The sequence below is a fragment of the Streptomyces sp. NPDC057253 genome, from assembly GCF_042669125.1.
GTDB lineage: Bacteria > Actinomycetota > Actinomycetes > Streptomycetales > Streptomycetaceae > Streptomyces.
The window spans coordinates 19,792-46,262 of sequence record NZ_JBHUXV010000064.1 but is presented as its reverse complement, the minus strand read 5'-3'; the positions used below and the strand labels follow the sequence as shown (position 1 = coordinate 46,262).

Genomic DNA, 26,471 nt, shown 5'->3' with positions numbered 1-26,471 from the left:
GTTACTCTGGGTTGTCCGCGAGGGATCTCGCCGCCTGGACGCAGTGGGCGAGCGCCCTGCGCGCGTACTCCGGGGAGGCCCCCGCGAGTCCGCACGCCGGAGTGACCGTGACCGCCTCGGCGAGCAGTCCCGGATGCAGCCCCAGCCTGCGCCACAGCGTCCTGACACCCATGACGCTACCGGCAGGGTCTGACAATGGGCCGTCCGTGGCGGGCACGACACCGGCGAAGAGCCGGGTCCCTCCTTCCACCGCCTCGCCGATCGCGTCGTCGTCACGCTCGGTGAGGAGCGAGAAGTCGAAGGAGATCGCCGCCGCGCCCGCCCTGCGCAGCAGCGCGAAGGGGACGTCCGGTGCGCACGAGTGGACCACGACGGGGCCGTCGCCGTGAACCCCGACGACGTCCCGGAGCGTGGCCTCGACGAGCTGCCGGTCGACGGCCCGGTGGGTGCGGTAGCCGCTGGCGGACTTCACCTGCCCTCTCAGGACCGCGATGAGGGAGGGCTCGTCGAGCTGGAGCACGACCTGCGCGCCGGGGACCCGTCGCCGCACCTCCTCCAGGTGCAGCCGCAGCCCCTCCGCGAGCGAGGCCGCGAGGTCCCGGCAGGCGCCGGGGTCGGAGAGGGCGACCTCGCCGTTCCTGAGCTCCAGCGCGGCGGCGAGCGTCCAGGGCCCGACCGCCTGGACCTTCAGCTGTCCCTCGTACCCCTGGGTGAACTCCTCCAGCGCGTCGAGGTCCTCCCCCAGCCAGGACCGGGCCCGCTTGGTGTCGCGTCCGGGCCGGTCCCCGAGCCGCCATCCGCTGGGCTCCACGCGCGCGTACAGCTCGACGAGCATCCCGGCGGTGCGGCCGATCATGTCGGCGCCGGGGCCGCGGGCGGGCAGTTCGGGCAGGAAGGGAAAGTCCTCGAAGGAGCCGGTGGCGGTCCTGGCGGCCTCCCGGGCGTCGCCGCCGGGGAGCGAGCCGACACCGGTGGCGGGGGCGAAGTCGAACTGTGTCACCGGCCCGGCCTCACCGTCAGGTCGTTGATCTCCGCGTCCCGGGGCAGGTCGAGTGCCGTCAGGATCGTCGTCGCCACCGACTCCGGGTCGATCCAGCGCGAGGCGTCGTAGTCCTTGCCCTCCTGCTGGTGGACCTTGGCCTGCATGGGGCTCGCCGTGCGGCCGGGGTAGACGGAGGTGACCCGGACGCCGTTGCCGTGCTCCTCGTGGCGCAGGGAGTCCGCGAGCGCCTTCAGGCCGTGCTTGGAGGCGGCGTAGGCGGACCAGTCGGCGTGGGCGTTCAGGCCCGCGCCCGAGTTGACGAAGACGACATGGCCGCGCGCGAGGCGGAGTTGGGGCAGGAAGTGGCGGGTCAGCTCGGCCGGCGAGACGAGGTTGACGTTCAGCTGGTGGCGCCAGGTCTTCGGGGTGAGATCGCCGACCGGGCCCAGGTCGACCACGCCCGCGATGTGCAGCAGGGAGTCGACCCGGTCGGGGAGCGACTGGTGGGAGAAGGCCCAGCTCAGCTTGTCGGGGTCGGCGAGGTCGCCGACGAGCGTCCGCGCCCCGGGGAACCCGGCCGCCAGCTCCTTCGCCCGGCCCGCATCGCGCGCGTGCAGCACGAGGTCGTCCCCGCGCGCGTGGAGGCGGCGGGCGACGGCCGCGCCGATACCGGAACCCGCCCCGGTGATCACATGTGTAGCCATGCCCGCCATGCTCGCATCACTCGACGCCCAGGCTCTCCTCGATGTACGCGAGCGCCCCCACCGGCTCCTCCGCGAAGAACACCAGGTCGGTGAGCGGACGCGGCAGGAACCCCTCGGTCTCCATCCGGCGGAACTGCTCCTTCAACCCGTCGTAGAAGCCCGCCGTGTTCAGCAGCACCACCGGCTTCTCGGTGTGCCCGTGCTTCTTCAGCTCCAGGATCTCGGTCGCCTCGTCGAGGGTGCCGGTGCCGCCCACCATGATCACCACGGCGTCAGCCTTCTCCAGGAGCAGCCTCTTGCGCTCGGCGAGGTCCTTGGTGACCACCATCTCGTCGACGCCCGGACGGACCTTGGCGGCCAGGAACTCCACGGAGACCCCGACCAGCCGGCCGCCCGCCTCCTGCACCCCGTCCGCGACCACCTTCATCAGGCCCACGTCCGATCCGCCCCACACCAGCGTGTGGCCGCCCTTGCCCAGCAGCTTCGCGAACTCCCGCGCGGGGCGCGTGTAGCGGTCGTCGAGGTCGGCGGCGGAGAGGAAGACGCAGATTCGCATGCGGCCACCGTACGCGGGAAGAACCGGCGGCCCGCGAGCGCTCTTCCGGTATGGCCGAAGGACACAAGATCACCATCGAGCAAGCAGACCTGCACGTGCGCGTGGTGCACGGCGACCAGATCCTCGCGGAGAGCGACAGCCCGCTGATCCTCAAGGAGACGGGCAGCCCCACGCGGTACTACCTGCCCGCCGAGGACGTACGGCTGGAGCTGCTGACCCCCTCCGACACCCACACCTACTGCCCCTTCAAGGGGACCGCGTCCTACTGGTCCCTGCCGGACGCGCCCGACCTGGTGTGGTCCTACCCCGAGCCCAAGCCCGAGGTCGCGGAGATCAAGGATCATCTCTGCTTCTACGAAGTCGAGGTGTCGTGACGGATGATTTCCGTGCCGTGCGGCAGTCTCGACAGGCATGGACAACACCATCGTTTCGCGCGACGGCACCGCCCTCGCGTACCAGCGCACCGGTGAGGGCCCCGCGGTCGTCCTGGTGAGCGGTGCCATGTCGACGGGCGCCACCGTGGCGCCCCTCGGCCTGCCGCTGTCGGGCGGCTTCACCGTCGTCTCCTACGACCGCCGGGGGCGGGGGCAGAGCGGCGACACGGAGCCCTACGACGTCGCCCGTGAGGTCGAGGACCTCGCCGCCCTGATCGACGCGCTGGGCGGCGAGGCATGGCTCTACGGCCACTCCTCGGGCGGCGCCCTGGTCCTGGAGGCGGCGGCGAGCGGGCTGCCGGTGCGGGGCGTCGCCGTGTACGAGGTGCCGTACGCCGTCTACGAGGGCGGTGCCGAGGAGCGCGCCGAGTACACCGAGAACCTCACCGCCGCGCTCGGCGAGGGCCGCCGCGGGGACGCCGTGGAGCTGTTCCTGCGGCTGACCGGGCTGGCCGACGAGATGATCCAGGGCGCCCGCAACTCCCCCATGTGGCCCGGCATGGAGTCGATCGCGCCGAGTCTCGCCCACGACGACGCGGTGATGGGCGACGGACTGGTGCCGCGGGCCAGGCTGGCCGCCGTCGACGTGCCCGTGCTCTCCCTGGCGGGCGGCGCGAGCCCCGCCTGGATGCGTGAGGCCGCCCGGCTGGTGGCCGAAACCGCGCCCCAGGGGACGTATCGCGTCCTGGAGGGCCAGACGCACATGGTCGATCCGAACGTACTCGCCCCGGCGCTGACGGAGTTCTTCGGAGCAACCTGAGCACAAACCTTGAGCAACCCGAGACCGATCCACACTCATCAGTCACATAAGATTCACCATCAACTCGCGCTTTCGCGGCGAGCCTCCTTGTCCCCCGGCATTCCGGCTCGCTTGTGGAGCACGACCCATGAACACCCCGCACACCCTGCCCGACGGCGACCGACCCACGGTGCCGCCGCCCCGCCGCCGCCGGGCCGAACCCCGCAAGGCCGTTTCCGGCCGTAATCACCCCGGGCTGCTGCCCGCGCCCCCCGACGACCGGGAGAAGGTCTCCTACGTCCGACGGCACACCTGGGTGCTGACGTACTCGTCGCTCGTCGGGTTCGTCTGCCTGGTGATCAGCCAGGTGCGGGCGGCGGCGACGAGCGCCTGGATCTGGGCGTACATCCCGCTTCTGGTGCTGTCCCTGGTCAGCTATCTGATCTCGTTCCGGCTGGACGCCTTCACCCCGAGCTTCGATCTGCGCGCGCACCGGCGGCTGGTCAAGGGGTGGCAGCCGGGGCGGTACCCGGACGTGGACGTCTTCCTGCCGGTGTGCGGCGAGCCCATCGAGGTGCTGCACAACACCTGGCTGCATGTGCGCACCCTGGGCGAGCACTACCCGGGGCGGGTCACACCGATCGTGCTCGACGACTCCGACGACCCGGAGATCGGCGCGATGGCCGCCGACTTCGGCTTCCGGTACCTGGTGCGGCCCAACCGCGGCTGGATGAAGAAGGCCGGCAACCTGCGCCACGGCTTCGAGCGGTCCTCGGGCGACTTCATCCTCATCCTGGACGCCGACTTCGCCCCGCGCGCGGATCTGCTGCACGAGCTGCTGCCGTACATGGACCGCGATCCGCGCACCGCGATCGTCCAGTCCCCCCAGTTCTTCCGTGTCCTGGACCAGCAGAACTGGATCGAGCGCGGGGCGGCGGCCGTGCAGGAGCTGTTCTACCGCAGCGTCCAGGTGTCCCGGCAGCAGAGTGACGGCTCGATCTGCGTGGGCAGTTGCGCGGTCTACCGGCGCGCCGCGCTCGCCGAGATCGGCGGCACCAGCCTGGTCGAGCACTCCGAGGACATGTACACCGGGTTCGAACTGCGCGCCCTGGGCTGGGACCTGACGTACGTGCCGGTCGCGCTGTCCACCGGGGTGTGCCCGGACACCGTGGGCGCCTTCTACAGCCAGCAGTACCGCTGGTGCATGGCCTCGCTGGCGATGCTGGGCAGCAGGGACTTCTGGCGCACGAAGATGCGGTTCGCGAGCCGGCTGTGCTACTTGTCCGGTTTCGTCTACTACATCGAGACCGGACTGCTGACCTTCAGCGGCCCGCTCATCGCGCTCACGATCATGCTGGCGGCCCCTGAGCAGCTGAAGCTCGCGAACATCGGCCTGGTGCTGCCGAGCGTGCTCTACCTGACCGTGATCTATCCGATCTGGCACCGCAACCCGTACCGCCTGGAGGCCTGGGCCACCCGTGTCCTGTACGGCTGGGCGCACGCCTTCGCCATCTGGGACACGGTCCGCCGCCGCCCGATGGGCTGGACGCCGACCGGTGCGGGTGGCGCCAAGGGCAGCAAGACGCGCCGCCTGTGGATCGGCATGTGGGCCTGGAGCGGCACGACGGCGGTCGCGTGGATCGCGGTCGCGGTCTGGCGGATGAGCACCTCCCTCAACCCGTCCGACTACGCCCTGATGCTCGCCTCCGGCCTCTTCTACGGCGTCGCGGTCGCCCGTGCCCTCATCCAGCCGCACGCCGAGGAGGCCGCGCCCGCGCAGGCGCCGCTCGCCGGGGAGGTCGCCGTATGACCGGGCCCCGCCTCCTGCTGCTCGCCCTCGTCGGCTCTCTGCTCGTGACGCTCGGCGCCTGCGCGCCGCCCGCGCCCCAGGTCTCCTCGGCGGCCGCGAAGGCCCAGGTGGAGTCGCCGAGCGCCGAGGCGCCGTACGACATACGTCCGCTGCTGAAGCCGGACCACAAGTACTTCGGGGTCGCCTTCAACGGCTCGCCCCGCGCGGTCTCCCCGCTCACGGCCTTCAGCGAGAAGGCGGGCAAGGAGCCCAACCTGCGCGAGTACTACGCCAAGTGGGGCGACCCGTTCCAGGCGGACGTCAACCGTGCCGTCTGGGACGACGGCCAACTGCCCTTCCTGGTCTGGGAGCCCTTCTCCCACACCGCCGCGCAGATCGCCGACGGCGGACAGGACGCCTACATCCGGGAGTTCGCGGACGCCGTGCGCGACTACAACCGGCCGCTCGCGCTGAGCTTCGGGCACGAGATGAACGGCGGCTGGTACCCCTGGGGCAGCAAGAAGACCGGCGCCGCCGACTTCGCGCGCGCGTGGCGGCACATCCACGACCTGTTCACCGACGAGGGCGCGGCGGACGTCATCTGGGTGTGGAGCCCGAACGTGATCAACCCGGTCCCGGACGTGCGGCTCAAGCCCTACTACCCGGGTGACGCGTACGTCGACTGGATCGGTGTCGTCGGCTACTACGCGCTCAGCGGCCCGACGACCTTCACGACCCTCTTCGAGCCGACGCTGACGGAGATCCGCCGCTTCAGCCGCAAGCCGTTCCTGATCGCGGAGACCGGCGTGCAGGCCGGGGAGCGCAAACCTGCCCAGATCGCCGACCTGTTCGCGGGCGTACGCGCGCGTGCCGACATCCTGGGCCTGGTCTGGTTCAACCTCAAGAAGGAGGCCGACTGGCGCATCGACAGCGGCCCGTTGTCGCTCGCCGCGTTCAAGAAGGCGGCCGCGGACGACTCCTTCGGCTTCGACGTCCGGAAACCGTAGGGGGCCCGTAGATGGAGCACAACGACTCCACCATGCAGATATCCGTGGCCCAGCCGAAGAAGCGGTCCCGGGTTGCGGAAACGATGCAGCTGAGGGTGCTCACGCCGCGCCCGTCCGGCTACTCCCTGAGCCCCGTCCCGGACTCCGGCTGGTCGGCCGCCCCGAGTTCGCGCCGGATCTGGGTCAGCCGGCTCGTCCTGCTCGCCCTGCTCGTGATGCAGGCCGGCCTGTCGCTGCGGTTGCAGAACACGGCCTTCGAGGACGAGGCCCTCTACCTGTTCGCCGGCCACGCGGAGCTCGCCCATCTGCTGCACGGCACCCCGCTCTACGGCGGCTTCGACAGCTACTTCTCCGGCGCGCCCGTCCTCTACCCGGTCCTCGCCGCCGCCGTCGACTCGGTGTTCGGGCTGGCCGGCGCCCGCGCGCTGAGCCTGGCCTGCATGCTGGGCTGCACCTCGCTGCTGTACGCGATGACCCGCCGCCTCTTCAACGAGCGGGCGGGACTGTGCGCGGCCGGTGTGTTCGCGGTGGCCCAGTCCACCGCCTTCATGGGCAACTTCGCGACCTACGACGCCCTCGCCCTGTTCCTGCTGGCGCTGGCCGCCTGGATCGTCGTCCGCACCGCGGACTCGCACCCCCTGCTGACCCTGTTCGCGGCGCCGGTCGCCGCGCTCGCGGTGGCGGTCAAGTACGCCTCGGCCCTGTATCTGCCGACGGTGGTGCTGCTCGGGGTGCTGACGGTCTACCAGCGGCGCGGTCTGCCCAGGGCGCTCGGGCGCGGAGTGCTGCTCACGGTCGCCACCGTGGCGCTGCTGGGCGCCGGGCTGTACGCCTCCGGGTACCTGGCGGCGATCCAGTCCACCACGACGGCCCGTGCGGCCGGTACGACGCCGTCCTGGACCATCGTGAAGGACTCCGCCCGCTGGGGCGGCCTGGCGCTCGCGGTGGCCCTTCTGGGGGCCTTCAGCTACGTCCGCAGCGGCCGCATGAGCGAGATGCCGGGCTGGCGGGGCGCGCTGCCCGGTGCCCGCTGGCGGACCGCGCTCGGGCTGGTCCTGGTCGGCACGGCCCTGCTCGCGCCCGCCTACCAGCTGCATCTGCACACCGAGGTCTCGCTGCACAAGCACATCGGCTACGGGCTGTTCTTCGCCGCACCCCTCGCCGGGGTCGGCGTCACCCGTCTCATGGGCGCGCACTTCAAGTACCCGCAGTGGGCGATCTTCCTGGGCGTGGTGCTGCTCTCCAGCGGGATGTCGCAGTCCTACGACAACTTCCACGCGTGGCCCGACTCCAGGGGCCTGGTGGCGACACTGCGGCCCTACCTGAGCCCGCACGGCAGCTACCTCGCCGACACCTACGAGGTGCCCGTGTACGCGCTGGGCAAGGACACGTCGTACCGGCAGTGGAACTCGACGTACACGATCGACTACACGAGCCGCTCCGGGCGGCACCTGACGGGGGCGGCCGGTTTCAAGGCGGCCGTCGCCGACCGGCACTTCACCCTCGTCGTGCTCGACCGGGGCAATCCGACGGGCGAGAGCACCACGATCCGTGACGCGCTCCTGCACTCGACCGGCTACCGCCTCATCGGGACGGTGCCGTACGCCACGGCGTGGGGGACGAGCCGGTTCGAGCTGTGGGCGCCCTCCTGAAGCGCACAGCCTTACGCGACCGGCGTCGTCGTCCTTACGCGACCGGCGTCGTCGTCTTCGCGCGCGTGGTCGTCGCGATGGTGGCCGAGCCCACCACGCGTGTGTCGTCGTACAGGACGATCGCCTGGCCGGGGGCCACCCCGCGGACCGGCTCGGTGAACGAGACCTCCAGACGGCCGTCGACCAGCTCCGCGGTGACCTCCGTCTCGCCGCCGTGGGCGCGGAGCTGGGCGGTGTAGGTGCCGGGGCCCGCCGGGGCCGTGCCGCACCAGCGGGGCTTGATCGCGGTCAGGGCGGTGACGTCCAGGGCCGCGGCCGGGCCGACCGTGACCGTGTTGTTCACCGGGGAGATGTCGAGGACGTAGCGCGGCTTGCCGTCGGCGGCCGGGGTGCCGATCCGCAGCCCCTTGCGCTGGCCGATCGTGAAGCCGTACGCGCCCTCATGGGTGCCGATCTTCGCGCCCGACTCGTCGACGATGTCGCCCTCCGCCTTGCCGAGGCGGGAGGCGAGGAAGCCCTGGGTGTCGCCGTCGGCGATGAAGCAGATGTCGTGGGAGTCGGGCTTCTTGGCGACGGCCAGCCCCCTGCGCTCGGCCTCCGCGCGGATCTCGTCCTTCGTCGTCACGGTGTCGCCGAGCGGGAACAACGCGTGCGCCAGCTGCTTCTCGTCCAGGACGCCGAGGACGTACGACTGGTCCTTCGCCATGTCGGAGGCGCGGTGCAGCTCCCGGGAGCCGTCCGCGAGCGTGACCACCTTCGCGTAGTGCCCGGTGCACACCGCGTCGAAGCCCAGCGCCAGCGCCTTGTCGAGCAGGGCGGCGAACTTGATCTTCTCGTTGCAGCGCAGACAGGGGTTGGGGGTGCGGCCGGCCTCGTACTCGGCGACGAAATCCTCGACGACGTCCTCGCGGAAGCGGTCGGCGAGGTCCCAGACGTAGAACGGGATGCCGATGACGTCGGCGGCGCGGCGGGCGTCGCGGGAGTCCTCGATGGTGCAACAGCCCCGCGCGCCCGTGCGGAAGGACTGCGGGTTCGCGGAGAGTGCGAGGTGGACGCCGGTCACGTCATGGCCGGCTTCGGCGGCCCGGGCGGCGGCGACGGCGGAGTCCACTCCTCCGGACATGGCGGCGAGAACGCGAAGGGGGCGCTGCGTGGTGTCAGTCATAACCCTTCAAGAGTACGGGGACGCGGGAACCGGGGCCGCCGGGTATCCGTTGACGATCACATGGGGGCGACTGAGGGTTCCAGGGACACCGACCGGCGCATCGGGCGCCGGGCGCTGCTCGTCGGCGGGACGGCGGCCGCGGTGGGCTCCGCCGTGCTCGCCCGGGACGAGCTGGCGCGGCTGTGGTGGCGGGCCCCGGGGGTGGAGAAGCCGCGGGTCGAGGGCGCGGTGGATTTCCGCGGCGCACAGTGGGTGGCGGCGTCGGACGCGAACTGGCGGCGTGCGGACCGCCCCGACGACTACGGTGTGGACATGGTGATCATCCATGTCACCCAGGGCAGCTTCGCGAGCGCCGTGAAGGTGTTCCAGGACCCGGGCCACGGCGCTGCCGCGCACTACGTCGTCCGCAAGGACGGCCACATCACCCAGATGATCCGCGAGCTGGACGTGGCGTACCACGCGGGCAACCGCTCGTACAACGAACGCAGTGTGGGCATCGAGCACGAGGGATTCGTCGACCGGCCCGAGGACTTCACGGACGAGATGTACACGGCCTCGGCGCGGCTCACCGCCGGAATATGCACGCGGTACGACATACCCGTCGACCGCGAGCACATCATCGGCCATGTGGAGGTGCCGGGGACGGATCACACCGATCCGGGCAGGCACTGGGACTGGGACCGGTACATGAAGCTGGTGCGGCAGGCGCGGCGGACCTCCGCGTAGGTATGAACTTCCGGCGCGGATCGCGCGCCCGACATGTCCCGCGCTTCGACCATGACCTGCGGGTCGTCAACTTGGCTTTTTTTCAAGTGAGTTGACCCCGGCTCCCCCTTCACAGCTTCCCGGGCTCGCACCCAGTTTCGCCCCAGGGCGCGCACAGGCCGCGGCCCGAGGCTCCCCGACCATGACACACAGCACAGAGCCGGACACAGGCATGCACACACGAGACGAGAGCCGGGGGCGCAAGAAGGCGCTGCACCGGCGGAAGTTCCTCGGCGGGATGGCCGGGGTGGGCCTCGGCGCCGTCGCGGCGGCGGGAGGCGCCTTCTCCCTGCTGACCGAGGGCACCCGCAGCAAGGCGGCCGCGGCGACGCTCGGCACCCTCCCCATCCCGGACCTGCTGGAGGGCACCACGTCCGACGGCACCACCACCTTCACCCTGGCCGCCCAGACCGGCACCGCCGAGGTGCTCAGCGGCGTCACCAGCAGCACCGCGGGCTACAACCAGTCGTTCCTCGGCCCCACCCTGAAGTGGACCAGCGGCGACACCGTGCTGCTGAACATCACCAACAGCCTCGACGAGGACACCACCGTCCACTTCCACGGCGCCCACGTCCCGCCGAAGATGGACGGCGGCCCGCAGAACGCCTTCTCCGCCGGCGCCACCTGGGCGCCCACCTTCGAGGTCCTCGACGAGGCCAAGACCCTCTGGTACCACCCGCACGCCCTCGGCACCACGGCCAAGCAGGCCACCCACGGCCTGGCCGGGATGATCATCGTGGCGGACGACTCCGAGGCCTCGGCCGCACTGCCCAGCGACTACGGCGTGGACGACATCCCGCTGATCTTCCAGTGCCTCGCCGTCGACAGCGCCGGTGACATCAAGTACAACCAGAGCGGCTACCTGACCAGCGGCCTCAGCTTCCCGCTCCTGGTGAACGGCACCAACGTCGACGACACCACGCTCGGCTTCACCGCCACCAAGACCCGCAACCGCTTCCGGGCGCTCAACGCCTCACCCTCGGACATCATCACGCTCCAGCGCAGCGACGGCGGCACGCTGACCCAGATCGCCACCGAACAGGGCTATCTGACGGAGGCGACCGAGGTCACCAGCATCCGGCTGGTGGCCGGCGCCCGTGCCGAGTTCGTCATGGACGTCACCGAGGACGTCACCCTGGAGGCCGTCATCACGACCGGCTGGATCCGCGGCGGCTCCGGCACCTACGAGTTCCTCACCGTCGGCGCGGGCGGCGCCGACGCCCCGGACGACCTGCCGAGCACCCTCAACACCATCGAGCGGTACGACACCTCCGGCTTCACGGCCCGCACCATCACGCTCAGCAACACGGGCGCGACCATGAAGATCAACGGCTCGGCCGGTCTCACCATGGCCAGCATGGCCATGATCAGCACCACACTGGGCGCGAAGGAGATCTGGACGATCACCAACGCGAGCCAGCTGGAGCACTCGTTCCATCTGCACGACGTGCCCTACCAGTTGATCTCGATCAACGGGGAGGCCCCCACCGGGGTCGACCTGGGCTGGCGCGACACCTACGAGGTCGTCGGCGGCGGCAAGATCGTGATCGCCATGGAGTTCACCGACTTCGCCGACGACACGTACATGTACATGCTCCACTGCCATCTGCTCCAGCACGAGGACGAGGGAATGATGGCCTCCCTCATGGTCACGGAGAGCTGAGAGCGGAGCACGGCCGGCGCCGTTACGTCAGCCCCGCCGCGCGAGCGCGCTCCACGGCGGGGCCGATGGCCTTCGCGACCGCCTCCACGTCGGACTCGGTGGAGGTGTGGCCGAGGGAGAAGCGCAGGGTGCCGCGGGCCAGGTCCGGGTCGGTGCCGGTGGCCAGCAGGACATGGCTGGGCTGGGCGACACCCGCGGTGCAGGCGGAGCCGGTGGAGCACTCGATGCCCTGGGCGTCCAGGAGGAGGAGCAGGGAGTCGCCCTCGCAGCCGGGGAAGGTGAAGTGGGCGTTGGCCGGGAGCCGGCCCCCCGGGGAAGGGTCGCCGCCGAGGATCGCGTCCGGGACCGCCGTACGGACCGCCTCGACCAGGCTGTCGCGCAGGGCGCCGATCTCCGTGGCGAACCACGCGCGCTGTTCGGCGGCGAGGCGGCCGGCCACCGCGAAGGAGGCGATGGCGGGGACGTCGAGGGTGCCGGAGCGCACGTGGCGCTCCTGGCCGCCGCCGTGCAGGACGGGGACGGGGGTCCACTCCCGGCCGAGGACCAGGGCGCCGATGCCGTACGGCCCGCCGATCTTGTGGCCCGAGACGGTCATCGCGGCGAGTCCCGAGGCGGCGAAGTCGACCGGGACCTGACCGAAGGCCTGGACCGCGTCGGCGTGCAGCGGGACGCCGAACTCCACGGCGACGTCGGCGAGTTCGCGGACCGGCAGGACGGTGCCGATCTCGTTGTTGGCCCACATGACCGTGGCCAGGGCGACGTCGTCGGGGTTCTGGGCGATGGCCGCGCGCAGGGCGTCGGGGTGGACCCGGCCGTGCTTGTCGACGGGGAGGTACTCGACGGTGGCGCCCTCGTGCTCGCCGAGCCAGTGGACGGCGTCGAGGACGGCGTGGTGTTCGACCGGGCTGGCGAGGACCCGCGTCCTTGCGGGGTCCGCGTCGCGCCGGGACCAGTACAGGCCCTTCACGGCGAGGTTGTCGGCCTCCGTGCCGCCGGAGGTGAAGACGATCTCGCTGGGGCGGGCGCCGAGCGCCTCCGCGAGGGTCTCGCGGGATTCCTCGACCGTGCGGCGGGCCGTGCGGCCGGATGCGTGGAGCGAAGAGGCGTTGCCGGTGACACCGAGGTGGGCGCTGAGTGCCTCGACCGCCTCGGGAAGCATCGGGGTGGTCGCGGCGTGGTCGAGGTATGCCATGGTGACGCCGATTCTACGGGGCGTACGGCGGCGGCCTCAGGCCGGACCTGCGGCCTCACAGGCTCCAGGACACCGTGCTGTCGAACTGCATGAAGGCGACCAGGACCAGCAGGTCGGCCACGCCGAGACCGAGACCGAGGAAGGCACGGCCGCGGCGGGCGGTGCCGCGCCACAGGGCCACCGAGGCCAGGACGATGGCGATCGGGCCGAGGAAGACATTGAGGACGAGAAGGCCGAGGAGGCCGAGGACGAAGGAGGCCACGGCCATGCCGTCGGCGTCACGGGCGCCGGTGCGGGGGCTGGCCTGTGCGGTGAGCTGCATGGGAATCAGTGCTCCTGGGGACGGCGGGGCGGCGGTCAGTGGGACGGGGTGCGGCGGCGGGCGTGGCGCTCGCGCAGCGCGAAGACGCCCAGCCAGACGGCGATCACGGCGGCGGCGACGGCGGTGAAGGTGAACGGCGCGTGGGCGACGGTGCCCAGGACGACGCCGAGGAGCATGAGTGCGGCGACGAGGAACAGCATGGGACGGATCCCCCTCCGGTTCGGCTGTCGTTACGTTTGGGTGAACAGTTGTGGTTACAGTTGTTCACTGACTCCAGAGTCTAGCGCGTCCTACGGCTTTCCAATTACAGAGAACAGTTGTTAACTGGATGACATGAGTCACACCCTCGGCATCCGGCAGGCACAGAAACAGAAGACCCGGCAGGCGCTCCTGGACGCGGCGTTGGCCCTCCTGGAGGAGCAGAGCCTGAGCAGCCTGGGTCTGCGTGAGGTCACCCGTGCCGTCGGCGTCGCCCCGACCGCCTTCTACCGCCACTTCCGCTCCATCGCGGATCTGGGCGTGGCCCTGGTCGAGGAGGCGCTGGGCAGCCTGCACCCCATGATTCGGACGACGGTGTCCGCGGCCGACGACCACGACCAACGCATCGTGCGCGCCATCGAGTTGATCGCCGGCCATGTACACGCGTACCCCGCTCACGTCCGTTTCATCGCCCGCGAACGACATGGCGGAGTTCAGCCGGTCCGGGAGGCCATCCGGGAGCAACTGGCCCGTTTCGGGCAGGAGGTGAAGGAGGAGCTGGCCAAGGACCCCGTCTCCGACGGCTGGAGCGACGACGACCTGCTCATGCTCGCCAACCTCTACGTCGACCAGATGCTGATCACCGCCTCCCTGTTCCTGGAGGCACAGGAGGCGTCGGACGAGGAGCGGGCCCGGGTCGCCGAGGTGGCGAAGCGGCAGATGCGGTTGATCAGCGTCGGCCGGCATCACTGGCTGGACTGACGCTCCGGCAGCACGCGTCGGCAGCGGACAAGGGCTGTGCACAGGGGCAGCACACAGGGGCGGCACCCCCGTTCACCGGGAGTGCCGCCCCTGCCGTACGGCGATTTCGCGCCAGGTCAGCTCTTGGTGGCCGCCGCGCTCGGGGCGCCGCTGGGCGCGCCGCTCGGGGCCGCGCCGCCGCCGGCTCCGGGACCGCCGCAGCCACCGCCCATCCCGCCACCGGGGCCGCCCTGACCGCCCTGTCCGCCACCGGGCCCGCCGCTCGGCATGCCGGAGGGGTTGCCGCTGGGCGCGCCCGAGGGCCGGGCGGTCGCGTTGCCGGTGGGGGCGCCCGAGGGGGCACCGCTCGGCATGCCGGAGGCGTTGCCGGTCGGGGCCTGGCAGTTCTGCTGACCCGAGGTGCCGCTGTTCGACGTCGACGAGGAGTCGCCCGAGCCGCAGGCCACCAGGGCGAGGGGCGAGAGCGCCAACAGGGCCACGGCGGGGAGAAGACGCACACGCTTCATGAGAGACCGCTCCAGGGAGGATGAGGAAGTCCTGAGGCCCGGAACTCAACCAACGGCCCTTAGGGGCCCCTTGAGTCCGCGCTGTCCCCCGCCTGTGCGCCGGGCAAAGCGCGGCTAAAACACCCTCTCCGAGCTGGGATTCTTCTCCGCCCCGCCGGCAGCTCGCTGGTACAGGTCCGTGACAGAAGCGGCCGCCTCGGCCAGTTCCGCGCGCACCTCGGACGGCGCGAGGACCTCCACCCGGTCGGAGAACATCAGGAGTTGGCGGGCCTCGACGACCGCGCCGAACACCAGCCGGGCCGTCGCCCACCCGCTGTCGCCGCCGTCCTCGGGGAGTTCGGCCAGATACGGCGTCATCAGCCGCCGGAACAGGTCGAGTCGGTCCCGGCGGACCCGCACGGTGACCTCGACACCGGTGGGACGCTCCTCGACCTGGCGGCGCAGCGCCTCCCAGGCGTCGGCGAGTTCGACACCGGGCCGCCGCCGCACGGGGTCGTCCAGCACGGCCGCCGAGCGCACCCGGTCCACGCGGAACAGCCTCGGGAGGCCGCGCCGGTCGGCGACCAGGTACCAGACACCGGCCTTGGCGACCAGGCCGTACGGATCGACGGTGTACGTCCGGGTCGCGCGCTCGCCGCTGTGCCGGTACCGCAGTCGCAGCCGGCGGTCGGTGAACACGGCGTCCTGCAACACGTCCAGGTCGGCGGCGGGTTGGGGCCCGCCCTTCCAGCGGGTGGCGTCGACCAGGACGCGGCGCGAGGTGACCTCGGCGGCCGGGCGGTGCGGGGCGGGGAGCGCCGCCATCACCTTGCGCAGGGCCGAGCCCAGGGCGGAGTCCAGGCCGAGGGCCGCGTGCGCGCCCTGGGCGGCCAGGACGAACAGCGCCCGGGACTCGTCGGCGGTCAGGCCGGTGACGTCGGTGCGGAAGCCTGCGAGGAGTTCGATGCCGCCGTGCCGACCGCGCTCGGCGTAGACCGGGACACCCGATGCGGAAAGGGCTTCGACGTCCCGGTAGACGGTCCGGACGGAGACCTCCAGCCTCTCGGCGAGTTCGGGGGCGGTCACCCGGCCGCGGGTCTGGAGCAGGAGCAGGATCGACAGGAGGCGGTCGGACTTCACCCCACCAGGATCCCTCCCGGGGCCGGGCTCAGCCCAGTCGCACCCGGGCCAGCTGCCGCGACTGCGCCACCAGGCGGTCCGCGGTGTCCCAGACCTCGGCGTCCTCCTCCAGGAAGCCGCCCGCGAGATTGCGGGTGGTGATGGAGACGCGCAGGGGGCCCGGGGCGGGGCGGCACCGCACATGCACGGTCAGCTCGACCGTCGGCACCCAGCCCTTGAGGCCGATCTCGAACGCGGTCGGCGGCAGCGCGTCCACCGCCAGGAGCAGCGAGAGGGGGTCCATGTCCCGGCCGTCCGCGAGGCCGAACCAGGACCGCATCTCGCCCTTGCCGGAGGGCGCGCCGAGGGCCCAGCCCAGGGTGGAGGGGTCCAGCTTGAGCATCAGCCGGTCGGTGATGGCCGAGCTGCCGTCGACCGGGGCCGGCCCGTCCTCGGGGCCGAAGCACTGGTCCATGGGCGGGAACGCGGGCGGCTTCGCCGTCGTACGGACGTCGTCGGGGAGGGTGTCGAGGTCGCCGTAGGAGGCCAGGACGCGGATGCGTTCGACCTCGGCGCCCTGGTCGTCGTACTGGAAGAGCGAGGCCTGGCCGGTGGAGAGGGTGCGGCCGGTGCGGACCACGTCCGTGCGGATCACCGCGGGTCCGGGCTGGGACGCCGTCAGGTAGTGCGCGGAGATGGTGAACGGGTCGGCGTGCGGCAGGGCGTCCGCGAGGGCGCGGCCCAGGACCGCCAGGAGGTAGCCGCCGTTGACGGCGCTGATGATCGTCCAGCCGGCCGAGAGGTCGATGTCGTAGACGCCGGGGGCGCGGCGGGTGACCGCGGTGTCCCGGTCGAACTCGCTGTCGCCGATCGTGGCCCGGGTGGCGGAGGCTGCTTCTGGCATGTCTGAACGGTACAACAACTAACTACTAAGCGGTAGCTTTCTCCGCCATCGAAAGATCGGCCAGGTGAGACCCGGGCAATTTCTCGGTAAGTGTCCGTACTCGCCCGTAAACCCCTCCGCCGGCACCCCCCTCTACAGGTACATGAGCCTCACCGGGACCGCGTTCCTCTACACGCTGATCGTGCTGTCCGTCGTCGCCGTCGTGCTTCCGCTCGCCCTGTGGTCGCGGATTGGAGGACCGCGGGCCCTGCGGGCCACGGCCCGGCTGCTGATGGTGCTGTTCGCCCAGGGCACGGCGGTCGCCCTCGTCTTCGTGCTGGTCAACAACCAGAACAACCTGTACGACAACTGGGCCGACCTGATCGGCACCGGCAACCACGTCCAGCAGGCCGCGAACCTGGGCGCCGACGGCACCGGCGGCATCTCGCTGAAACGGCTGCCCAAGGTGAGGCAGCGCTTCACCGACGCGGGCGGCCCCGGCATGAAGGGCGTGCGGGTGACCCAGCTCAAGGGCCGGGTCTCGGGGGTGAACGCCGAGGTCTACGTCTGGCTGCCCCCGCAGTACCGCGAGCCCGCCTACCGGCACCACAAGTTCCCCGTGGTGGAGCTGCTGTCCGGCTACCCGGGCTCGGCGAAGGCATGGTTCGGGTCGCTGCACGCGGTCCGCCAACTGGAGCCGCTGATGCGCACCGGCAGGGTGGCGCCGTTCATCCTGGTCGCCCCGCGGATGAACCTGCTGGCCGGGGTGGACACCGGATGCGCCAACATCACCGGCACGGTCAACGCCGACACCTGGCTCAGCGTGGACGTGCCGAAGATGGTCACCGACAACTTCCGCGCCCAGGCCGGCCCGGCCGGCTGGGCGGTGGCCGGGTACTCGGCGGGCGGGCACTGCGCGACCAAGCTCGCCGTCGCGCACCCCGACCGCTACCGGGCCGCGGTCAGCATGTCCGGCTACAACGACCCGATCGGCGAACGCAACTCCCTGGCCGCCGAGACCCCCGCGCTGCGCCGCGCCAACAACCCCTATGTGCTGCTGCGCGAGGACCGCACCCCGCCCGCGATCGCGCTCTACGAGTCCGGTCAGCCCGGCGACGGCTACGAGGCGGCCATGGGCCTCGAACAGGTCGCGAAGGCACCGACGACCGTGCACGTCGTCTACGTCCCGAAGAGCGCGGGCGGCCACAACATGGCGCTGTGGCGGCCGCAGGTGGTGCCCTCCTTCGTCTGGCTGACCGAGGAGATGGGGCTGCTGCACGGCCGGGCGGGCGCTACTCCTCACGCACGGTCGAGCGCCGGTTCCAGGCCCGCGGCGCTCGCCAGTGGAACCGCATCGCGAGCAGGCGCAGTACGAAGGCCGTGACCGCCGCGAGCCCGCTGGTCAGCGGGGTGAGGGCGTCGTAGCGGATGCACAGGACGACCATGCTGGCGCCGACGATCGCCGGGACCGCGTACAGGTCGCGGTCCCAGCGCAGCAGCGAGGGCACCTCGTTGGCGAGGACGTCCCTGAGCACTCCGCCGCCGACGGCGGTGGCGAGGCCCAGGGTCGCCGACTGGGTGAGGCCGAGCCCGTACTCGTACGCCTTGGTCGTCCCCGCGACGCAGAACAGGCCGAGGCCCGCCGCGTCGAAGACGTTCACACCGACCTGGATGCGCTCCACGTGCGGGTGCAGGAAGAAGACCAGGAGGGCGGCGAGCAGCGGGGGGATGAAGTAGCCGAGGTCCGTGAAGGCGGCGGGCGGCACAGCGCCGATGATCAGGTCCCGGAACAGCCCTCCGCCCAGCGCGGTGACCTCGGCGAGCACGGCGATGCCGAAGACGTCGAAGTTCTTGCGGACGGCCAGCAGCGCGCCGGAGATGGCGAACACGAAGATGCCGACGAGGTCGAGCGTGTGCTGGACGGAGGGGCTGAACAGTTGCTGGAGCACACCGCATTGTCGCGCAGGTGCTGTCAGAGAGCGGGCTTGCCCTTGGTGAAGAGCCAGGTCGCGAACAGGCCGTCGAGCTGCTGTCCGCTGATCTTCTCGGCGAGCCTGATGAAGTCGGCCGTGTTCGCGTTGCCGTAGCGGTGCAGCTTCGTCCAGGCCGGCAGCAGCTTGAAGAACGCCGTGTCGCCGATCCGCTCGCGCAGCACCTGGAGGGTCATGGCGCCGCGCTGGTAGACGGCGGAGGCGAACATGGTGTCGCGCTGCGGGTCGCCGACGACGGTCTGCCAGAAGGCGCTGTCGGCGGGACGGGCGTCATAGCCCGCGATGAAGGAGTCGTGGGCGCTGCGGGTGCCCTTGTGCTCGGCCCACAGCCACTGGCTGTACGTGGCGAAGCCCTCGTTGAGCCAGATGTCCTTCCAGTGCGCGACGGAGACCGAGTCGCCGAACCACTGGTGGGCCAGCTCGTGCACGATCGTCGTCTCGTTGCGCACGGCCGAGTAGACCGGTTTCGTCTGCACCTCCAGCGAGAACCCCGCCTGCGGCATGTCGTCGACGATCGCGCCGGTCTCCTCGAAGGGGTACGGCCCGAAGACCTCGGACCAGTAGTCGGTGGCCTCGGCGGTGACGCCGTACACGTCGACGTTGTTGCTGTTGCTGAGGACGGGGTCGATGGCGACGTAGATCGGGGTGCCGCCGGGGGTGGTGCCGGTGCGGACGTCGAACTTCCCGATGGTGGCGGTCGCGAGATAGGTCGCCATCGGCTTCTTCTCGCGCCAGTGGGTGTACGTCGAGCCGCCCTTGTCGTACGTCGACACGAGCCGGCCGTTGGAGACCGCCGTCAGGCCCTTGGGAGCCTTGATGCGGATGTCATAAGTGGCCTTGTCGGAGGGGTGGTCGCTGGAGGGGAACCAGGTGGAGGCGGCGTTGGGCTCACAGGCGACGAAGACACCGTCGGGGGTCTTCATCCAGCCGTAGTCGGAGCCGAAGACGATGGGACCGCTGAGGGGTTCGGGGACACCGCCGTAGGTGACGGCGACGGTGAAGTCCCTGTTCTTGTGCAGGGATTGCCGCGGGGTGATCCGGATCTCGTCGCCGTCGCGTGTGAACTGGGCCCGTCTGCCGTCGACTTCGACCTGGGTGACCTCCAGTTTCTGGAGGTCCAGATCGAAGGAGGAGAGGTTCTGGGTGGCGCGGGCGGAGATCGTCGTACGGCCGTCCAGGCGGTCGGTGTCGGGGTCGTACGCCACGTCGAGGGTGTAGTGGCGGGCGTCGTAGCCGCCGTTGCCGAGGAGCGGGAAGTAGGAGTCGCCTGTGCCGGGGGCGCCGGGTTTCGGGGCGGGGGCGGCGGCGATGACACAGAAAGAGGCCACCGCGGTGACGGTGGCCCCTAAGCGTGCTGAACGGGAGAGTCTCATGGTGTCGTCCCTTTCGAACCTGTGCCGATAAGTCGGACACGGACGACTCTTCACTCTCCCGTTCGGGCATGTGCATGACTTTGCCAACTCGTCATGCGTTACTTGTCAGTTGACTCCTGACCGGGGGATTCCGGTTCGTCGGTCGACTGGACCTCGGTCTTGGCGCCGGGACCCGTCTTCGTGGTCTTCACCTCGGGCTTCTCCGGAACTTCCTCGGACGCCTCGGTGTCGGCCACCCCTGCCGTCTCCGGCGAAGCCACCTCCGCCGCCACCGCCGCCGACGTCTCCGCCGACTCCGCCAGGACCTCGTCGGCGACCAGCGAAGCCGCCTCCTTGGCGACCGACAGGAGGACCGTGTCCTGGGGGGCCTGGTCCTCGAAGTTCTCGGGGTGGTGGCAGGCCACGCGCTGGCCGGGGCGGAGCTCGATCAGCTGGGGTTCCGTCGTCTTGCAGATCTCCGTCGCCTTCCAGCAGCGCGTGTGGAAACGGCAGCCGGAGGGCGGGGAGATCGGGGACGGGACGTCGCCGCGCAGCAGGATGCGCTCGGACTTGGCGCCCCGGCGCTTGGGGTCCGGCACCGGGACCGCCGACATCAGGGCCTTGGTGTACGGGTGCATCGGCGCCTCGTACAGCGAGGTGCGGTCGGCGAGTTCGACGATCTTGCCGAGGTACATCACCGCGATCCGGTCCGAGACGTGCCGGACCACCGAGAGGTCGTGCGCGATGATCACGTACGTCAGGCCGAGCTCGTCCTGGAGGTCGTCCATCAGGTTCACGACCTGCGCCTGGATCGACACGTCGAGGGCCGAGACCGGCTCGTCCGCCACCACCAGCTTCGGCTTCAGGGCGAGCGCCCTCGCGATGCCGATGCGCTGGCGCTGACCGCCGGAGAACTCGTGCGGGTAGCGGTTGTAGTGCTCGGGGCTCAGGCCCACCAGCTCCAGAAGGCGCTGGACCTCCTTCTTCACCCCGCCCTCGGGCTCCACGCCCTGGAGGCGGAAGGGTGCCGAGACGATTCCGCCGATGGTGTGCCGGGGGTTCAGGGAGCCGTACGGGTCCTGGAAGATCATCTGGATGTCCCGCCGCAGCGGACGCATCCCGGCCGGCTTCAGCCGCGTGATGTCCTGGCCCTCGAAGTGGATCGTGCCGCCGGTCGGTTCCTGGAGCCGCGTGATGACCCGGCCCATGGTCGACTTGCCGCAGCCCGACTCGCCGACCACGCCGAGCGTCTCGCCCTTGCGGACCTCGAAGTCGATGCCGTCGACCGCCTTGACCGCACCGACCTGGCGCTGGAGGACGCCCTTGCGGATCGGGAAGTGCTTCTGGAGGCCCTCGACCTTGAGCAGTATCTCGCGCTCGTCGGGGGCGGCCGTCACGTCCGCGTCCTTCTTCGTCTCACTCACAGCTTCGGCGCAATCTCTTCGGTCCAGATCCGCGTGCGGTCCTCCTGCGAGAGGTGGCACGCGGAGAAGTGCCCGCCGCCGACCTGCTGGAGCTCCGGGCGCACGGTACGGGTGACATCGCCCTTGGGGATGTCCGCGTACGGGCAGCGCGGGTGGAAGGCGCAGCCCGAGGGGACGTTGATGAGGCTCGGCGGCTGGCCCTTGACGGGGATGAGCCGCTCGGAGGTCTCCCGGTCGATGCGCGGCATCGAGCCCAGCAGACCCCAGGTGTACGGGTGCTGCGGGCGCTCGAAGACGTCGTCGACGCTGCCGCGCTCCACGCACCGGCCGCCGTACATCACGAGGACGTCGTCGGCGATCTCGGCGACCACACCCAGGTCGTGGGTGATGAGGACGACCGCGGAGCCGAACTCCTTCTGCAGGTCCCGGATCAGGTCGAGGATCTGCGCCTGGACGGTCACGTCGAGGGCGGTCGTCGGCTCGTCCGCGATGAGCAGCTCGGGGTTGTTGACGAGCGCCATGGCGATCATCGCGCGCTGGCGCATACCGCCGGAGAACTCGTGCGGGTAGCCGTCCACGCGCTTGTCGGGCTCGGGGATGCCGACCCGGTCGAGCATCTCGATGGCCCGCTTGCGCGCAACCTTCTTGCTGACGTCGTGGTGGACCCGGTACGCCTCCACGATCTGGTTGCCGATCGTGTAGTACGGGTGCATCGCGGACAGCGGGTCCTGGAAGATCATCGCCATCTCGCGGCCGCGCAGCCGGCGCACCTCGTCCGGGTCGGCGGAGACCAGCTCCTTGCCGCCCAGCCAGATCTCGCCGGACATCTGCACGTTCTTGCCGCGCGCCCCGAGCCGGTGCAGGCCCATGATCGCCAGCGAGGTGACGGACTTGCCGGAGCCGGACTCGCCGACGATGCAGAGGGTCTTGCCCTTCTCCACCTGGAAGCTGAGCCCGTCCACGGACTTGACCAGGCCGTCGTCGGTCGGGAAGTGCACCTTGAGGTCGCGGACCGCGAGGAAGGCGTCGGGAGCGTTGCCGGGCGCGGGCTCGCCCAGGGCGGCACCGGTCTTGGACAGTTCGGTCACGAGAGCCTCACCCGCGGGTCGGCGGCGGCGTACAACAGGTCCACCAGGAGATTTGCGACTACGACGAAGATGGCGGCCAGCAGGGTCACGCCGAGGATCGGGGGCAGGTCGTTGTCGGTGATGCCCTGGACCGCGTACTGGCCGATGCCGGGCAGCGAGAAGACGGTCTCGGTGATCACCGCACCGCCGAGCAGCAGACCCAGGTCCATGCCGAACACGGTGATGATCGGCGTCAGCGCTGCCCTGAGGCCGTGCCGGCCGACCACGTTGCGCTCGCGCAGGCCCTTGGCGCGGGCCGTGCGGATGAAGTCCTCGTTCATCGTCTCCAGCATGCCCGAACGGGTCAGCCGCGCGTAGATGGCGGAGTACAGCAGAGCCAGCGAGCACCAGGCCGGGAAGAGCGTGTTGGCCCACTGGGCCGGGTTCTCCGTGAACGGCACATAGGTGCGGCCGAAGATCGGCCACTGGTAGGTGAAGAGCAGCAGCGCCAGGTTGCCCGTGAAGAACATGGGCAGCGAGACACCGGCGAGCGCGACGCCCATGAAGCTGCGGTCGAAGAAGCTGCCGGGCTTGAGCGCGGAGATCACACCGATCACGACACCGGAGACCAGCCACAGCACGGCGGCACCGAGGGCCAGCGACGCCGTCACCGGGATCCGAGAGGTGAGCTGCGGCCAGACCGCCTCGTGGGTCTTGAAGGAGTAGCCGAAGCACGGCGCGTCGCAGTGCGCGGTGGTGGGACCCAGGTTGTAGGTGGCCCCGGACACGACACCCTTGATGAAGTGCCAGTACTGGAGGTACAGGGGGTCGTCCAGACCCAGGTTCTGCTTGACCGCGAGGATGTCGGCCTTCGAGGGGCTCTTGCCCAGGTACTGCTGCGCCAGCTGGTCGGCGGTCTGACCGGCCATCCGTGGCAGCAGGAAGAAGATCGCGAAGGTGACCGCGGTGACGACCAACAGCAGGATCACTGCCGCGAACGTCCGACGGAGGATGTACGAGATCACGGGGACCGGCGCTGGTGCCCGTGGGCCGCGAAGCCCACGGGCACCAATGCCTTCACCTGCCTTCCGGGGCTACTTCTTGGTCGTGCCGATGTTGAGGTAGTCGTACTGACCGCTGAAGGCCGCCGTGGACACCAGGTTGGTGAAGCCGGCCGGACGGTACAGCAGGACCTTGAAGTAGGTCAGCGGGACCAGCGCCGCCAGGTCCATCGCACGCTTGTCGATCTGGGCGTACAGGGCGTTGCGCGCCGTGTCGTCCTCGGTGGCGATGGCCTTCTCCAGCATCTCGTTGATCTGCTTGTCGTTCAGGTACGAGAGGTTGGTGTTGCCGGAGGCACCGATCGCGTCACCGTGCAGGATCTGCTGCAGGAAGCCGTAGCCGGAGGGCCAGTCGGCACCCCACTGCATCATGTGCAGACCGATGTTCTGCTTCTTGTCGAACGTCGGCACACCGGCGTAGTCGGTGAAGTACTTGCCCGACGGGTACTGCTTCAGGCTGGCGTTGATGCCGGCCTTCTTCAGCGAGGCGATGATCGCGGTGGCCGCGTCGATCTCCTGCGGACGGTCGCTGCGCGCCGAGATGTTGGTGCTGATGGTCGACTTGCCGCAGGCCTTCAGCTGGTCCTTGGCCTTGGCCACGTCGCCCTTGTTGCCGGTCGTCGCGTAGACGTCCGCCTTCTGGTAGCCGGGGATGTCCGGCGGCAGGACGGTGGTGGCGATGTCACCGCGGATCGGGCCGCCCTCGGCGGTCTGCACGGAGACCTTGTCGATGGCGTACTCGACGGCCTTGCGGCACTCGACCTTGTCGAACGGCGCGACCTGGGTGTTGATCGCCATGTAGACCAGACGGCCACCGTAGGTGTTGTCCGTGTTGGCCTTCAGGTTGGAGTCGTTGACGACCTTGGCCTGGGTGGCGGCCTGGACACCGGTACCACCGAGGTCGATGGCGTCGCCGGCCTGGACGTCCTGGTCGATCGTCTCGGCGTTGACCTTCAGCTTGACGACGATCTTGTCCGGGTACTGCTTGCGCAGCGGGTCGGTCTTCGCGTCCCAGTTCTCGTTGCGCACGAGGACGGCCTGCTGGCCCTCCTTGTAGCTCTGGAACTTGTACGAGCCCGAGGAGACGATGCTCTTGACGTAGTCGACGCCGGTGTCCTTGGCCTGCGGGACCGGAGCCGTCTGCGGCGTGGCGACCAGGTAGTCGAACTCCTGGAAGGCGCGGTTGAGCTTGAAGACGATGGTGGTGTCGTCCGGCGTCTCGATGGACTTCAGGCCCTCGGGGCTCTTGTCCTTGTAGGGACCCTTGTACTTGTCGCCGCCGTCCAGGAACTGCTGGAAGTAGTTCGGGCCGAGGGAGAGCACGTCACGCGCGAAGTTCGAGCGCTCGACGGCGTACTTGACGTCCTTCGAGGTGATCGCGGTGCCGTCCTGGTACTTCAGACCCGAACGGATCTTGTACGTCCAGGTCTTGCCGCCGTCGCTGGGCACACCGGCGCTCGCGGCGAGGTCCGGGACCAGCTTGTTGCCCTCCTCGCCCGGACCGGGCGCGAAGGTCATCAGCGGGCGGGCGTACAGCCGGCTGAGGTTGTACATGTAGGCGTAGTACGTGTTGCCGGGGTCGAAGGAGTCCGGCACGTCGGAGTACTCGTACGTGACCGTCCCACCCTTCTGGGTGGAGGCGTTGACGACACCCTTCGTCGCTGCGTTGGCCCCTGCCGACTTGTTTTCGTCTCCACCGTTGTCATCGGCCTTGCTGCAAGCCGAGAGCAACAGGCTCGCACTGCCGATGGCCGCCACTGCGGCCAGCGCTGACCTTCGCATGATGGTCTGCTTCCCCTTCAATTGTCGGAAATCTTGTGGACTCTCACCGTGGCCGCGGGTCAGCGGCTGCGTGGGTCGAGAGCGTCGCGGAGACCGTCGCCGAGCAGGTTGAACGCAAGGACGGTCACGAAGATGGCCAGACCAGGCACGATCATGAACTGGGGGTCGACCTGGTAGTAGTCGACCGCCTGGTTGATCATGCCGCCCCAGGACGCCTGCGGAGGCTGGATGCCGACGCCGAGGAAACTGAGGGACGCCTCGAAGAGGATGTTGGTCGGGATGAGCAGCGTCGAGTAGACGATGATCGGGCCGACGAGGTTCGGCAGCAGTTCCCGGAAGAGGATGTAGGGCCCCTTGGCCCCCATCCCCCGGGACGCGTCGACGAACTCCCGCTCGCGCAGGGCCAGGGTCTGGCCGCGCACGATACGGCCCAGGTAGGGCCAGTTGAAGAAGCCGATGATGAAGATCAGCACGCTGATGTGCAGCGGCAGGCCCTCCAGCCCGAAGGCACCGCCCTGCAGGGTGGCCGAGATGGCGATGGCGAACAGCAGCAGCGGGAACGCCAGGAAGGTGTCCATCAGCCGGCTGATGATCGTGTCGACCCGGCCGCCGTAGTACCCGGCGACCACGCCGAGGACCGCTCCGATGGTGTTCGACAGGATGGTGGCACCGAAGGCCACGACCAGCGAGACCCAGGAGCCCTCGAGGATGCGGGTGGCGATGTCGCGGCCGAACTTCGGCTCCACGCCGAGCGGGTGGTCCCAGCTCATGCCACCCCAGGCGCCCTTGGGCAGCGAGGTGTTGGGGTCGATCAGATCCTGGTGCAGGGCGTTCGGGTCCAGGCCGAAGAGGGCCTGGATGGGACGGGCCAGCACCGCGATGAGGATCAGCAGGATGACGATCACACCGCCGGCGACCGCCACTCTGTCCCTCTTGAAACGGGACCAGGCGATCTGCCCCAGGGAACGGCCCTCGATCTGCCCCTTGCCGGCGCCGGCGAGGACAGCCTCCGGCTGCGCCTCGGCCTGCGCCCCGGTGGTCTCGATCGGTGCGGTCACAGTGACCCGACCCCTCTCGCCGGTGGTGACCGGCCTACACCTGCCGTGGATTACGGCTTTGTCGACTTGCTCAGCTCACAGGAACGTCTGATCCTGCGTCTGCCTGGGGAGTCTTCAGCTTCGCTGCGATCACCCGCCAGGCCTGGCGAAGAAAGTATGCGTAACCGTGATGCAGTACGAGGGATTCCGTTATCCGAACAGCGGGTAACGCCTCCCGGACGCATGTCAGTTGGGACAAAACGGCACAATAGGCGAGGTTCGTGATGATCCGCCGCTATCTACGCGCGAAGAAATGTGGCTGTTACGTAAACGAGCCGAA

The 26,471-nt window shown here is 70.0% G+C and carries 26 protein-coding genes; 9 read left to right on the top strand and 17 right to left on the bottom strand.

The features are described 5' to 3' along the window. Position 1: 1 nt before the first annotated feature. The 3 genes from ACFULQ_RS29685 to ACFULQ_RS29675 are packed head-to-tail and all read right to left on the bottom strand — an operon-like array spanning position 2 to position 2,242. Positions 2-1,000 carry a methionine synthase gene (locus ACFULQ_RS29685; RefSeq protein ID WP_383549671.1) on the bottom strand — a complete coding sequence of 333 codons (999 nt, stop codon included), beginning with the start codon at positions 998-1,000 and terminating at the stop codon, positions 2-4. Then, complete coding sequence (locus ACFULQ_RS29680; protein ID WP_383549668.1) at positions 997-1,695, bottom strand: SDR family oxidoreductase; 699 nt, start codon at positions 1,693-1,695, stop codon at positions 997-999. The genes ACFULQ_RS29685 and ACFULQ_RS29680 overlap by 4 nt, the downstream gene beginning before the upstream one ends. A gap of 7 nt (positions 1,696-1,702) precedes the next feature. Continuing rightward, complete coding sequence (locus ACFULQ_RS29675) at positions 1,703-2,242, bottom strand: TIGR00730 family Rossman fold protein (protein ID WP_383549664.1); 540 nt, start codon at positions 2,240-2,242, stop codon at positions 1,703-1,705. 50 nt (positions 2,243-2,292) lie between these two features. Here ACFULQ_RS29675 and ACFULQ_RS29670 point away from each other — a divergent pair, with 50 nt between their 5' ends. The 5 genes from ACFULQ_RS29670 to ACFULQ_RS29650 all read left to right on the top strand — a co-directional run bounded on the left by ACFULQ_RS29670 (position 2,293) and on the right by ACFULQ_RS29650 (position 7,863). After that, positions 2,293-2,616: a DUF427 domain-containing protein gene (locus tag ACFULQ_RS29670; RefSeq protein ID WP_383549661.1), complete on the top strand. Its 324-nt coding sequence runs from the start codon at positions 2,293-2,295 to the stop codon at positions 2,614-2,616. Positions 2,617-2,653: 37 nt separating this feature from the next. Continuing rightward, positions 2,654-3,436 (top strand): alpha/beta fold hydrolase, encoded by a 783-nt coding sequence (locus ACFULQ_RS29665; RefSeq protein WP_383549658.1) that lies wholly within the window; start codon positions 2,654-2,656, stop codon positions 3,434-3,436. Between the two features lie 127 nt (positions 3,437-3,563). Then, positions 3,564-5,225, top strand: coding sequence for a glycosyltransferase family 2 protein (locus tag ACFULQ_RS29660; RefSeq protein WP_383549656.1), 1,662 nt, complete (start codon positions 3,564-3,566; stop codon positions 5,223-5,225). Next, the gene (locus ACFULQ_RS29655) at positions 5,222-6,211 is read left to right on the top strand and encodes a glycoside hydrolase family 26 protein (RefSeq protein WP_383549653.1); all 990 of its coding nucleotides are present in this window, start codon (positions 5,222-5,224) and stop codon (positions 6,209-6,211) included. Before ACFULQ_RS29660 ends, ACFULQ_RS29655 begins: the two co-directional genes overlap by 4 nt. Before the next feature lie 11 nt (positions 6,212-6,222). Beyond that, positions 6,223-7,863, top strand: coding sequence for an ArnT family glycosyltransferase (locus ACFULQ_RS29650; protein WP_383549650.1), 1,641 nt, complete (start codon positions 6,223-6,225; stop codon positions 7,861-7,863). Between the two features lie 34 nt (positions 7,864-7,897). Here ACFULQ_RS29650 and mnmA read toward each other — a convergent pair whose 3' ends face one another. Then, the gene (gene mnmA / locus ACFULQ_RS29645; protein ID WP_383549647.1) at positions 7,898-9,028 is read right to left on the bottom strand and encodes a tRNA 2-thiouridine(34) synthase MnmA; all 1,131 of its coding nucleotides are present in this window, start codon (positions 9,026-9,028) and stop codon (positions 7,898-7,900) included. 60 nt (positions 9,029-9,088) lie between these two features. On the opposite strand from mnmA, the gene ACFULQ_RS29640 reads away from it, so the two are divergent. Both ACFULQ_RS29640 and ACFULQ_RS29635 read left to right on the top strand, forming a co-directional pair. Continuing rightward, positions 9,089-9,754 (top strand): N-acetylmuramoyl-L-alanine amidase, encoded by a 666-nt coding sequence (locus ACFULQ_RS29640; protein WP_383549644.1) that lies wholly within the window; start codon positions 9,089-9,091, stop codon positions 9,752-9,754. A 211-nt stretch (positions 9,755-9,965) separates the two neighbouring features. Next, on the top strand, positions 9,966-11,456 hold the full coding sequence (locus ACFULQ_RS29635) for a multicopper oxidase family protein (protein WP_383549641.1): 1,491 nt from the start codon (positions 9,966-9,968) through the stop codon (positions 11,454-11,456). Between the two features lie 22 nt (positions 11,457-11,478). On the opposite strand, the gene ACFULQ_RS29630 is transcribed toward ACFULQ_RS29635, so the two are convergent. From ACFULQ_RS29630 to ACFULQ_RS29620, 3 genes are read right to left on the bottom strand one after another with little or no spacing between them, the layout of a single operon-like run. Next, positions 11,479-12,648, bottom strand: coding sequence for a cysteine desulfurase family protein (locus tag ACFULQ_RS29630; protein WP_383549639.1), 1,170 nt, complete (start codon positions 12,646-12,648; stop codon positions 11,479-11,481). Positions 12,649-12,703: 55 nt separating this feature from the next. Beyond that, complete coding sequence (locus tag ACFULQ_RS29625) at positions 12,704-12,970, bottom strand: DUF4190 domain-containing protein (RefSeq protein WP_383549636.1); 267 nt, start codon at positions 12,968-12,970, stop codon at positions 12,704-12,706. 35 nt (positions 12,971-13,005) lie between these two features. Then, positions 13,006-13,170, bottom strand: coding sequence for a hypothetical protein (locus ACFULQ_RS29620; protein WP_174269245.1), 165 nt, complete (start codon positions 13,168-13,170; stop codon positions 13,006-13,008). A 133-nt stretch (positions 13,171-13,303) separates the two neighbouring features. On the opposite strand from ACFULQ_RS29620, the gene ACFULQ_RS29615 reads away from it, so the two are divergent. Then, a complete protein-coding gene (locus ACFULQ_RS29615; RefSeq protein WP_383549633.1) occupies positions 13,304-13,930 on the top strand; it encodes a TetR family transcriptional regulator in 627 nt (208 codons plus the stop codon). Positions 13,931-14,046: 116 nt separating this feature from the next. Here the strand turns inward: ACFULQ_RS29615 and ACFULQ_RS29610 are convergent, their stop codons facing one another. From ACFULQ_RS29610 to ACFULQ_RS29600, 3 genes are all read right to left on the bottom strand, one after another. After that, positions 14,047-14,436: a hypothetical protein gene (locus ACFULQ_RS29610; protein ID WP_383549630.1), complete on the bottom strand. Its 390-nt coding sequence runs from the start codon at positions 14,434-14,436 to the stop codon at positions 14,047-14,049. Positions 14,437-14,550: 114 nt separating this feature from the next. After that, a complete protein-coding gene (locus tag ACFULQ_RS29605) occupies positions 14,551-15,555 on the bottom strand; it encodes a helix-turn-helix transcriptional regulator (RefSeq protein WP_383549628.1) in 1,005 nt (334 codons plus the stop codon). A gap of 28 nt (positions 15,556-15,583) precedes the next feature. Then, on the bottom strand, positions 15,584-16,438 hold the full coding sequence (locus tag ACFULQ_RS29600; RefSeq protein ID WP_383549626.1) for a thioesterase family protein: 855 nt from the start codon (positions 16,436-16,438) through the stop codon (positions 15,584-15,586). Between the two features lie 142 nt (positions 16,439-16,580). On the opposite strand from ACFULQ_RS29600, the gene ACFULQ_RS29595 reads away from it, so the two are divergent. Further along, positions 16,581-17,801: an alpha/beta hydrolase gene (locus tag ACFULQ_RS29595; protein ID WP_383549623.1), complete on the top strand. Its 1,221-nt coding sequence runs from the start codon at positions 16,581-16,583 to the stop codon at positions 17,799-17,801. On the opposite strand, the gene ACFULQ_RS29590 is transcribed toward ACFULQ_RS29595, so the two are convergent. From ACFULQ_RS29590 to ACFULQ_RS29560, 7 genes are all read right to left on the bottom strand, one after another. Further along, a complete protein-coding gene (locus ACFULQ_RS29590; RefSeq protein ID WP_383549620.1) occupies positions 17,710-18,366 on the bottom strand; it encodes a trimeric intracellular cation channel family protein in 657 nt (218 codons plus the stop codon). The two genes, ACFULQ_RS29595 and ACFULQ_RS29590, sit on opposite strands and share 92 nt — an antisense overlap. Positions 18,367-18,389: 23 nt before the next feature. Next, positions 18,390-19,781, bottom strand: a complete 1,392-nt coding sequence (locus ACFULQ_RS29585) for a M1 family metallopeptidase (protein ID WP_383549617.1) — start codon at positions 19,779-19,781, stop codon at positions 18,390-18,392. A gap of 98 nt (positions 19,782-19,879) precedes the next feature. Then, the gene (locus tag ACFULQ_RS29580; protein WP_383549614.1) at positions 19,880-21,184 is read right to left on the bottom strand and encodes an ABC transporter ATP-binding protein; all 1,305 of its coding nucleotides are present in this window, start codon (positions 21,182-21,184) and stop codon (positions 19,880-19,882) included. After that, entirely contained in the window at positions 21,181-22,272 is a 1,092-nt protein-coding gene (locus ACFULQ_RS29575; protein WP_383549612.1) for an ABC transporter ATP-binding protein, read from the bottom strand. The genes ACFULQ_RS29580 and ACFULQ_RS29575 overlap by 4 nt, the downstream gene beginning before the upstream one ends. Next, the gene (locus ACFULQ_RS29570) at positions 22,269-23,276 is read right to left on the bottom strand and encodes an ABC transporter permease (RefSeq protein ID WP_020139913.1); all 1,008 of its coding nucleotides are present in this window, start codon (positions 23,274-23,276) and stop codon (positions 22,269-22,271) included. The genes ACFULQ_RS29575 and ACFULQ_RS29570 overlap by 4 nt, the downstream gene beginning before the upstream one ends. 69 nt (positions 23,277-23,345) lie before the next feature. Then, positions 23,346-25,094, bottom strand: a complete 1,749-nt coding sequence (locus ACFULQ_RS29565; RefSeq protein WP_383549609.1) for an ABC transporter substrate-binding protein — start codon at positions 25,092-25,094, stop codon at positions 23,346-23,348. Between the two features lie 59 nt (positions 25,095-25,153). Beyond that, positions 25,154-26,152, bottom strand: coding sequence for an ABC transporter permease (locus tag ACFULQ_RS29560; protein ID WP_383549606.1), 999 nt, complete (start codon positions 26,150-26,152; stop codon positions 25,154-25,156). Positions 26,153-26,471: the final 319 nt, after the last annotated feature.

What these genes read in the sequence shown, in the direction of transcription:
- ACFULQ_RS29600 (WP_383549626.1), bottom strand. Translation starts at nt 16,438, where the DNA reads ATGCCAGAAGCAGCCTCCGCCACCCGGGCCACGATCGGCGACAGCGAG.
- ACFULQ_RS29665 (WP_383549658.1), top strand. Translation starts at nt 2,654, where the DNA reads ATGGACAACACCATCGTTTCGCGCGACGGCACCGCCCTCGCGTACCAG.
- ACFULQ_RS29675 (WP_383549664.1), bottom strand. Translation starts at nt 2,242, where the DNA reads ATGCGAATCTGCGTCTTCCTCTCCGCCGCCGACCTCGACGACCGCTAC.
- ACFULQ_RS29620 (WP_174269245.1), bottom strand. Translation starts at nt 13,170, where the DNA reads ATGCTGTTCCTCGTCGCCGCACTCATGCTCCTCGGCGTCGTCCTGGGC.
- ACFULQ_RS29630 (WP_383549639.1), bottom strand. Translation starts at nt 12,648, where the DNA reads ATGGCATACCTCGACCACGCCGCGACCACCCCGATGCTTCCCGAGGCG.
- ACFULQ_RS29595 (WP_383549623.1), top strand. Translation starts at nt 16,581, where the DNA reads ATGAGCCTCACCGGGACCGCGTTCCTCTACACGCTGATCGTGCTGTCC.
- ACFULQ_RS29610 (WP_383549630.1), bottom strand. Translation starts at nt 14,436, where the DNA reads ATGAAGCGTGTGCGTCTTCTCCCCGCCGTGGCCCTGTTGGCGCTCTCG.
- ACFULQ_RS29680 (WP_383549668.1), bottom strand. Translation starts at nt 1,695, where the DNA reads ATGGCGGGCATGGCTACACATGTGATCACCGGGGCGGGTTCCGGTATC.
- ACFULQ_RS29565 (WP_383549609.1), bottom strand. Translation starts at nt 25,094, where the DNA reads ATGCGAAGGTCAGCGCTGGCCGCAGTGGCGGCCATCGGCAGTGCGAGC.
- ACFULQ_RS29660 (WP_383549656.1), top strand. Translation starts at nt 3,564, where the DNA reads ATGAACACCCCGCACACCCTGCCCGACGGCGACCGACCCACGGTGCCG.
- ACFULQ_RS29615 (WP_383549633.1), top strand. Translation starts at nt 13,304, where the DNA reads ATGAGTCACACCCTCGGCATCCGGCAGGCACAGAAACAGAAGACCCGG.
- ACFULQ_RS29640 (WP_383549644.1), top strand. Translation starts at nt 9,089, where the DNA reads ATGGGGGCGACTGAGGGTTCCAGGGACACCGACCGGCGCATCGGGCGC.
- ACFULQ_RS29635 (WP_383549641.1), top strand. Translation starts at nt 9,966, where the DNA reads ATGCACACACGAGACGAGAGCCGGGGGCGCAAGAAGGCGCTGCACCGG.
- mnmA (WP_383549647.1), bottom strand. Translation starts at nt 9,028, where the DNA reads ATGACTGACACCACGCAGCGCCCCCTTCGCGTTCTCGCCGCCATGTCC.
- ACFULQ_RS29585 (WP_383549617.1), bottom strand. Translation starts at nt 19,781, where the DNA reads ATGAGACTCTCCCGTTCAGCACGCTTAGGGGCCACCGTCACCGCGGTG.
- ACFULQ_RS29670 (WP_383549661.1), top strand. Translation starts at nt 2,293, where the DNA reads ATGGCCGAAGGACACAAGATCACCATCGAGCAAGCAGACCTGCACGTG.
- ACFULQ_RS29650 (WP_383549650.1), top strand. Translation starts at nt 6,223, where the DNA reads ATGGAGCACAACGACTCCACCATGCAGATATCCGTGGCCCAGCCGAAG.
- ACFULQ_RS29625 (WP_383549636.1), bottom strand. Translation starts at nt 12,970, where the DNA reads ATGCAGCTCACCGCACAGGCCAGCCCCCGCACCGGCGCCCGTGACGCC.
- ACFULQ_RS29655 (WP_383549653.1), top strand. Translation starts at nt 5,222, where the DNA reads ATGACCGGGCCCCGCCTCCTGCTGCTCGCCCTCGTCGGCTCTCTGCTC.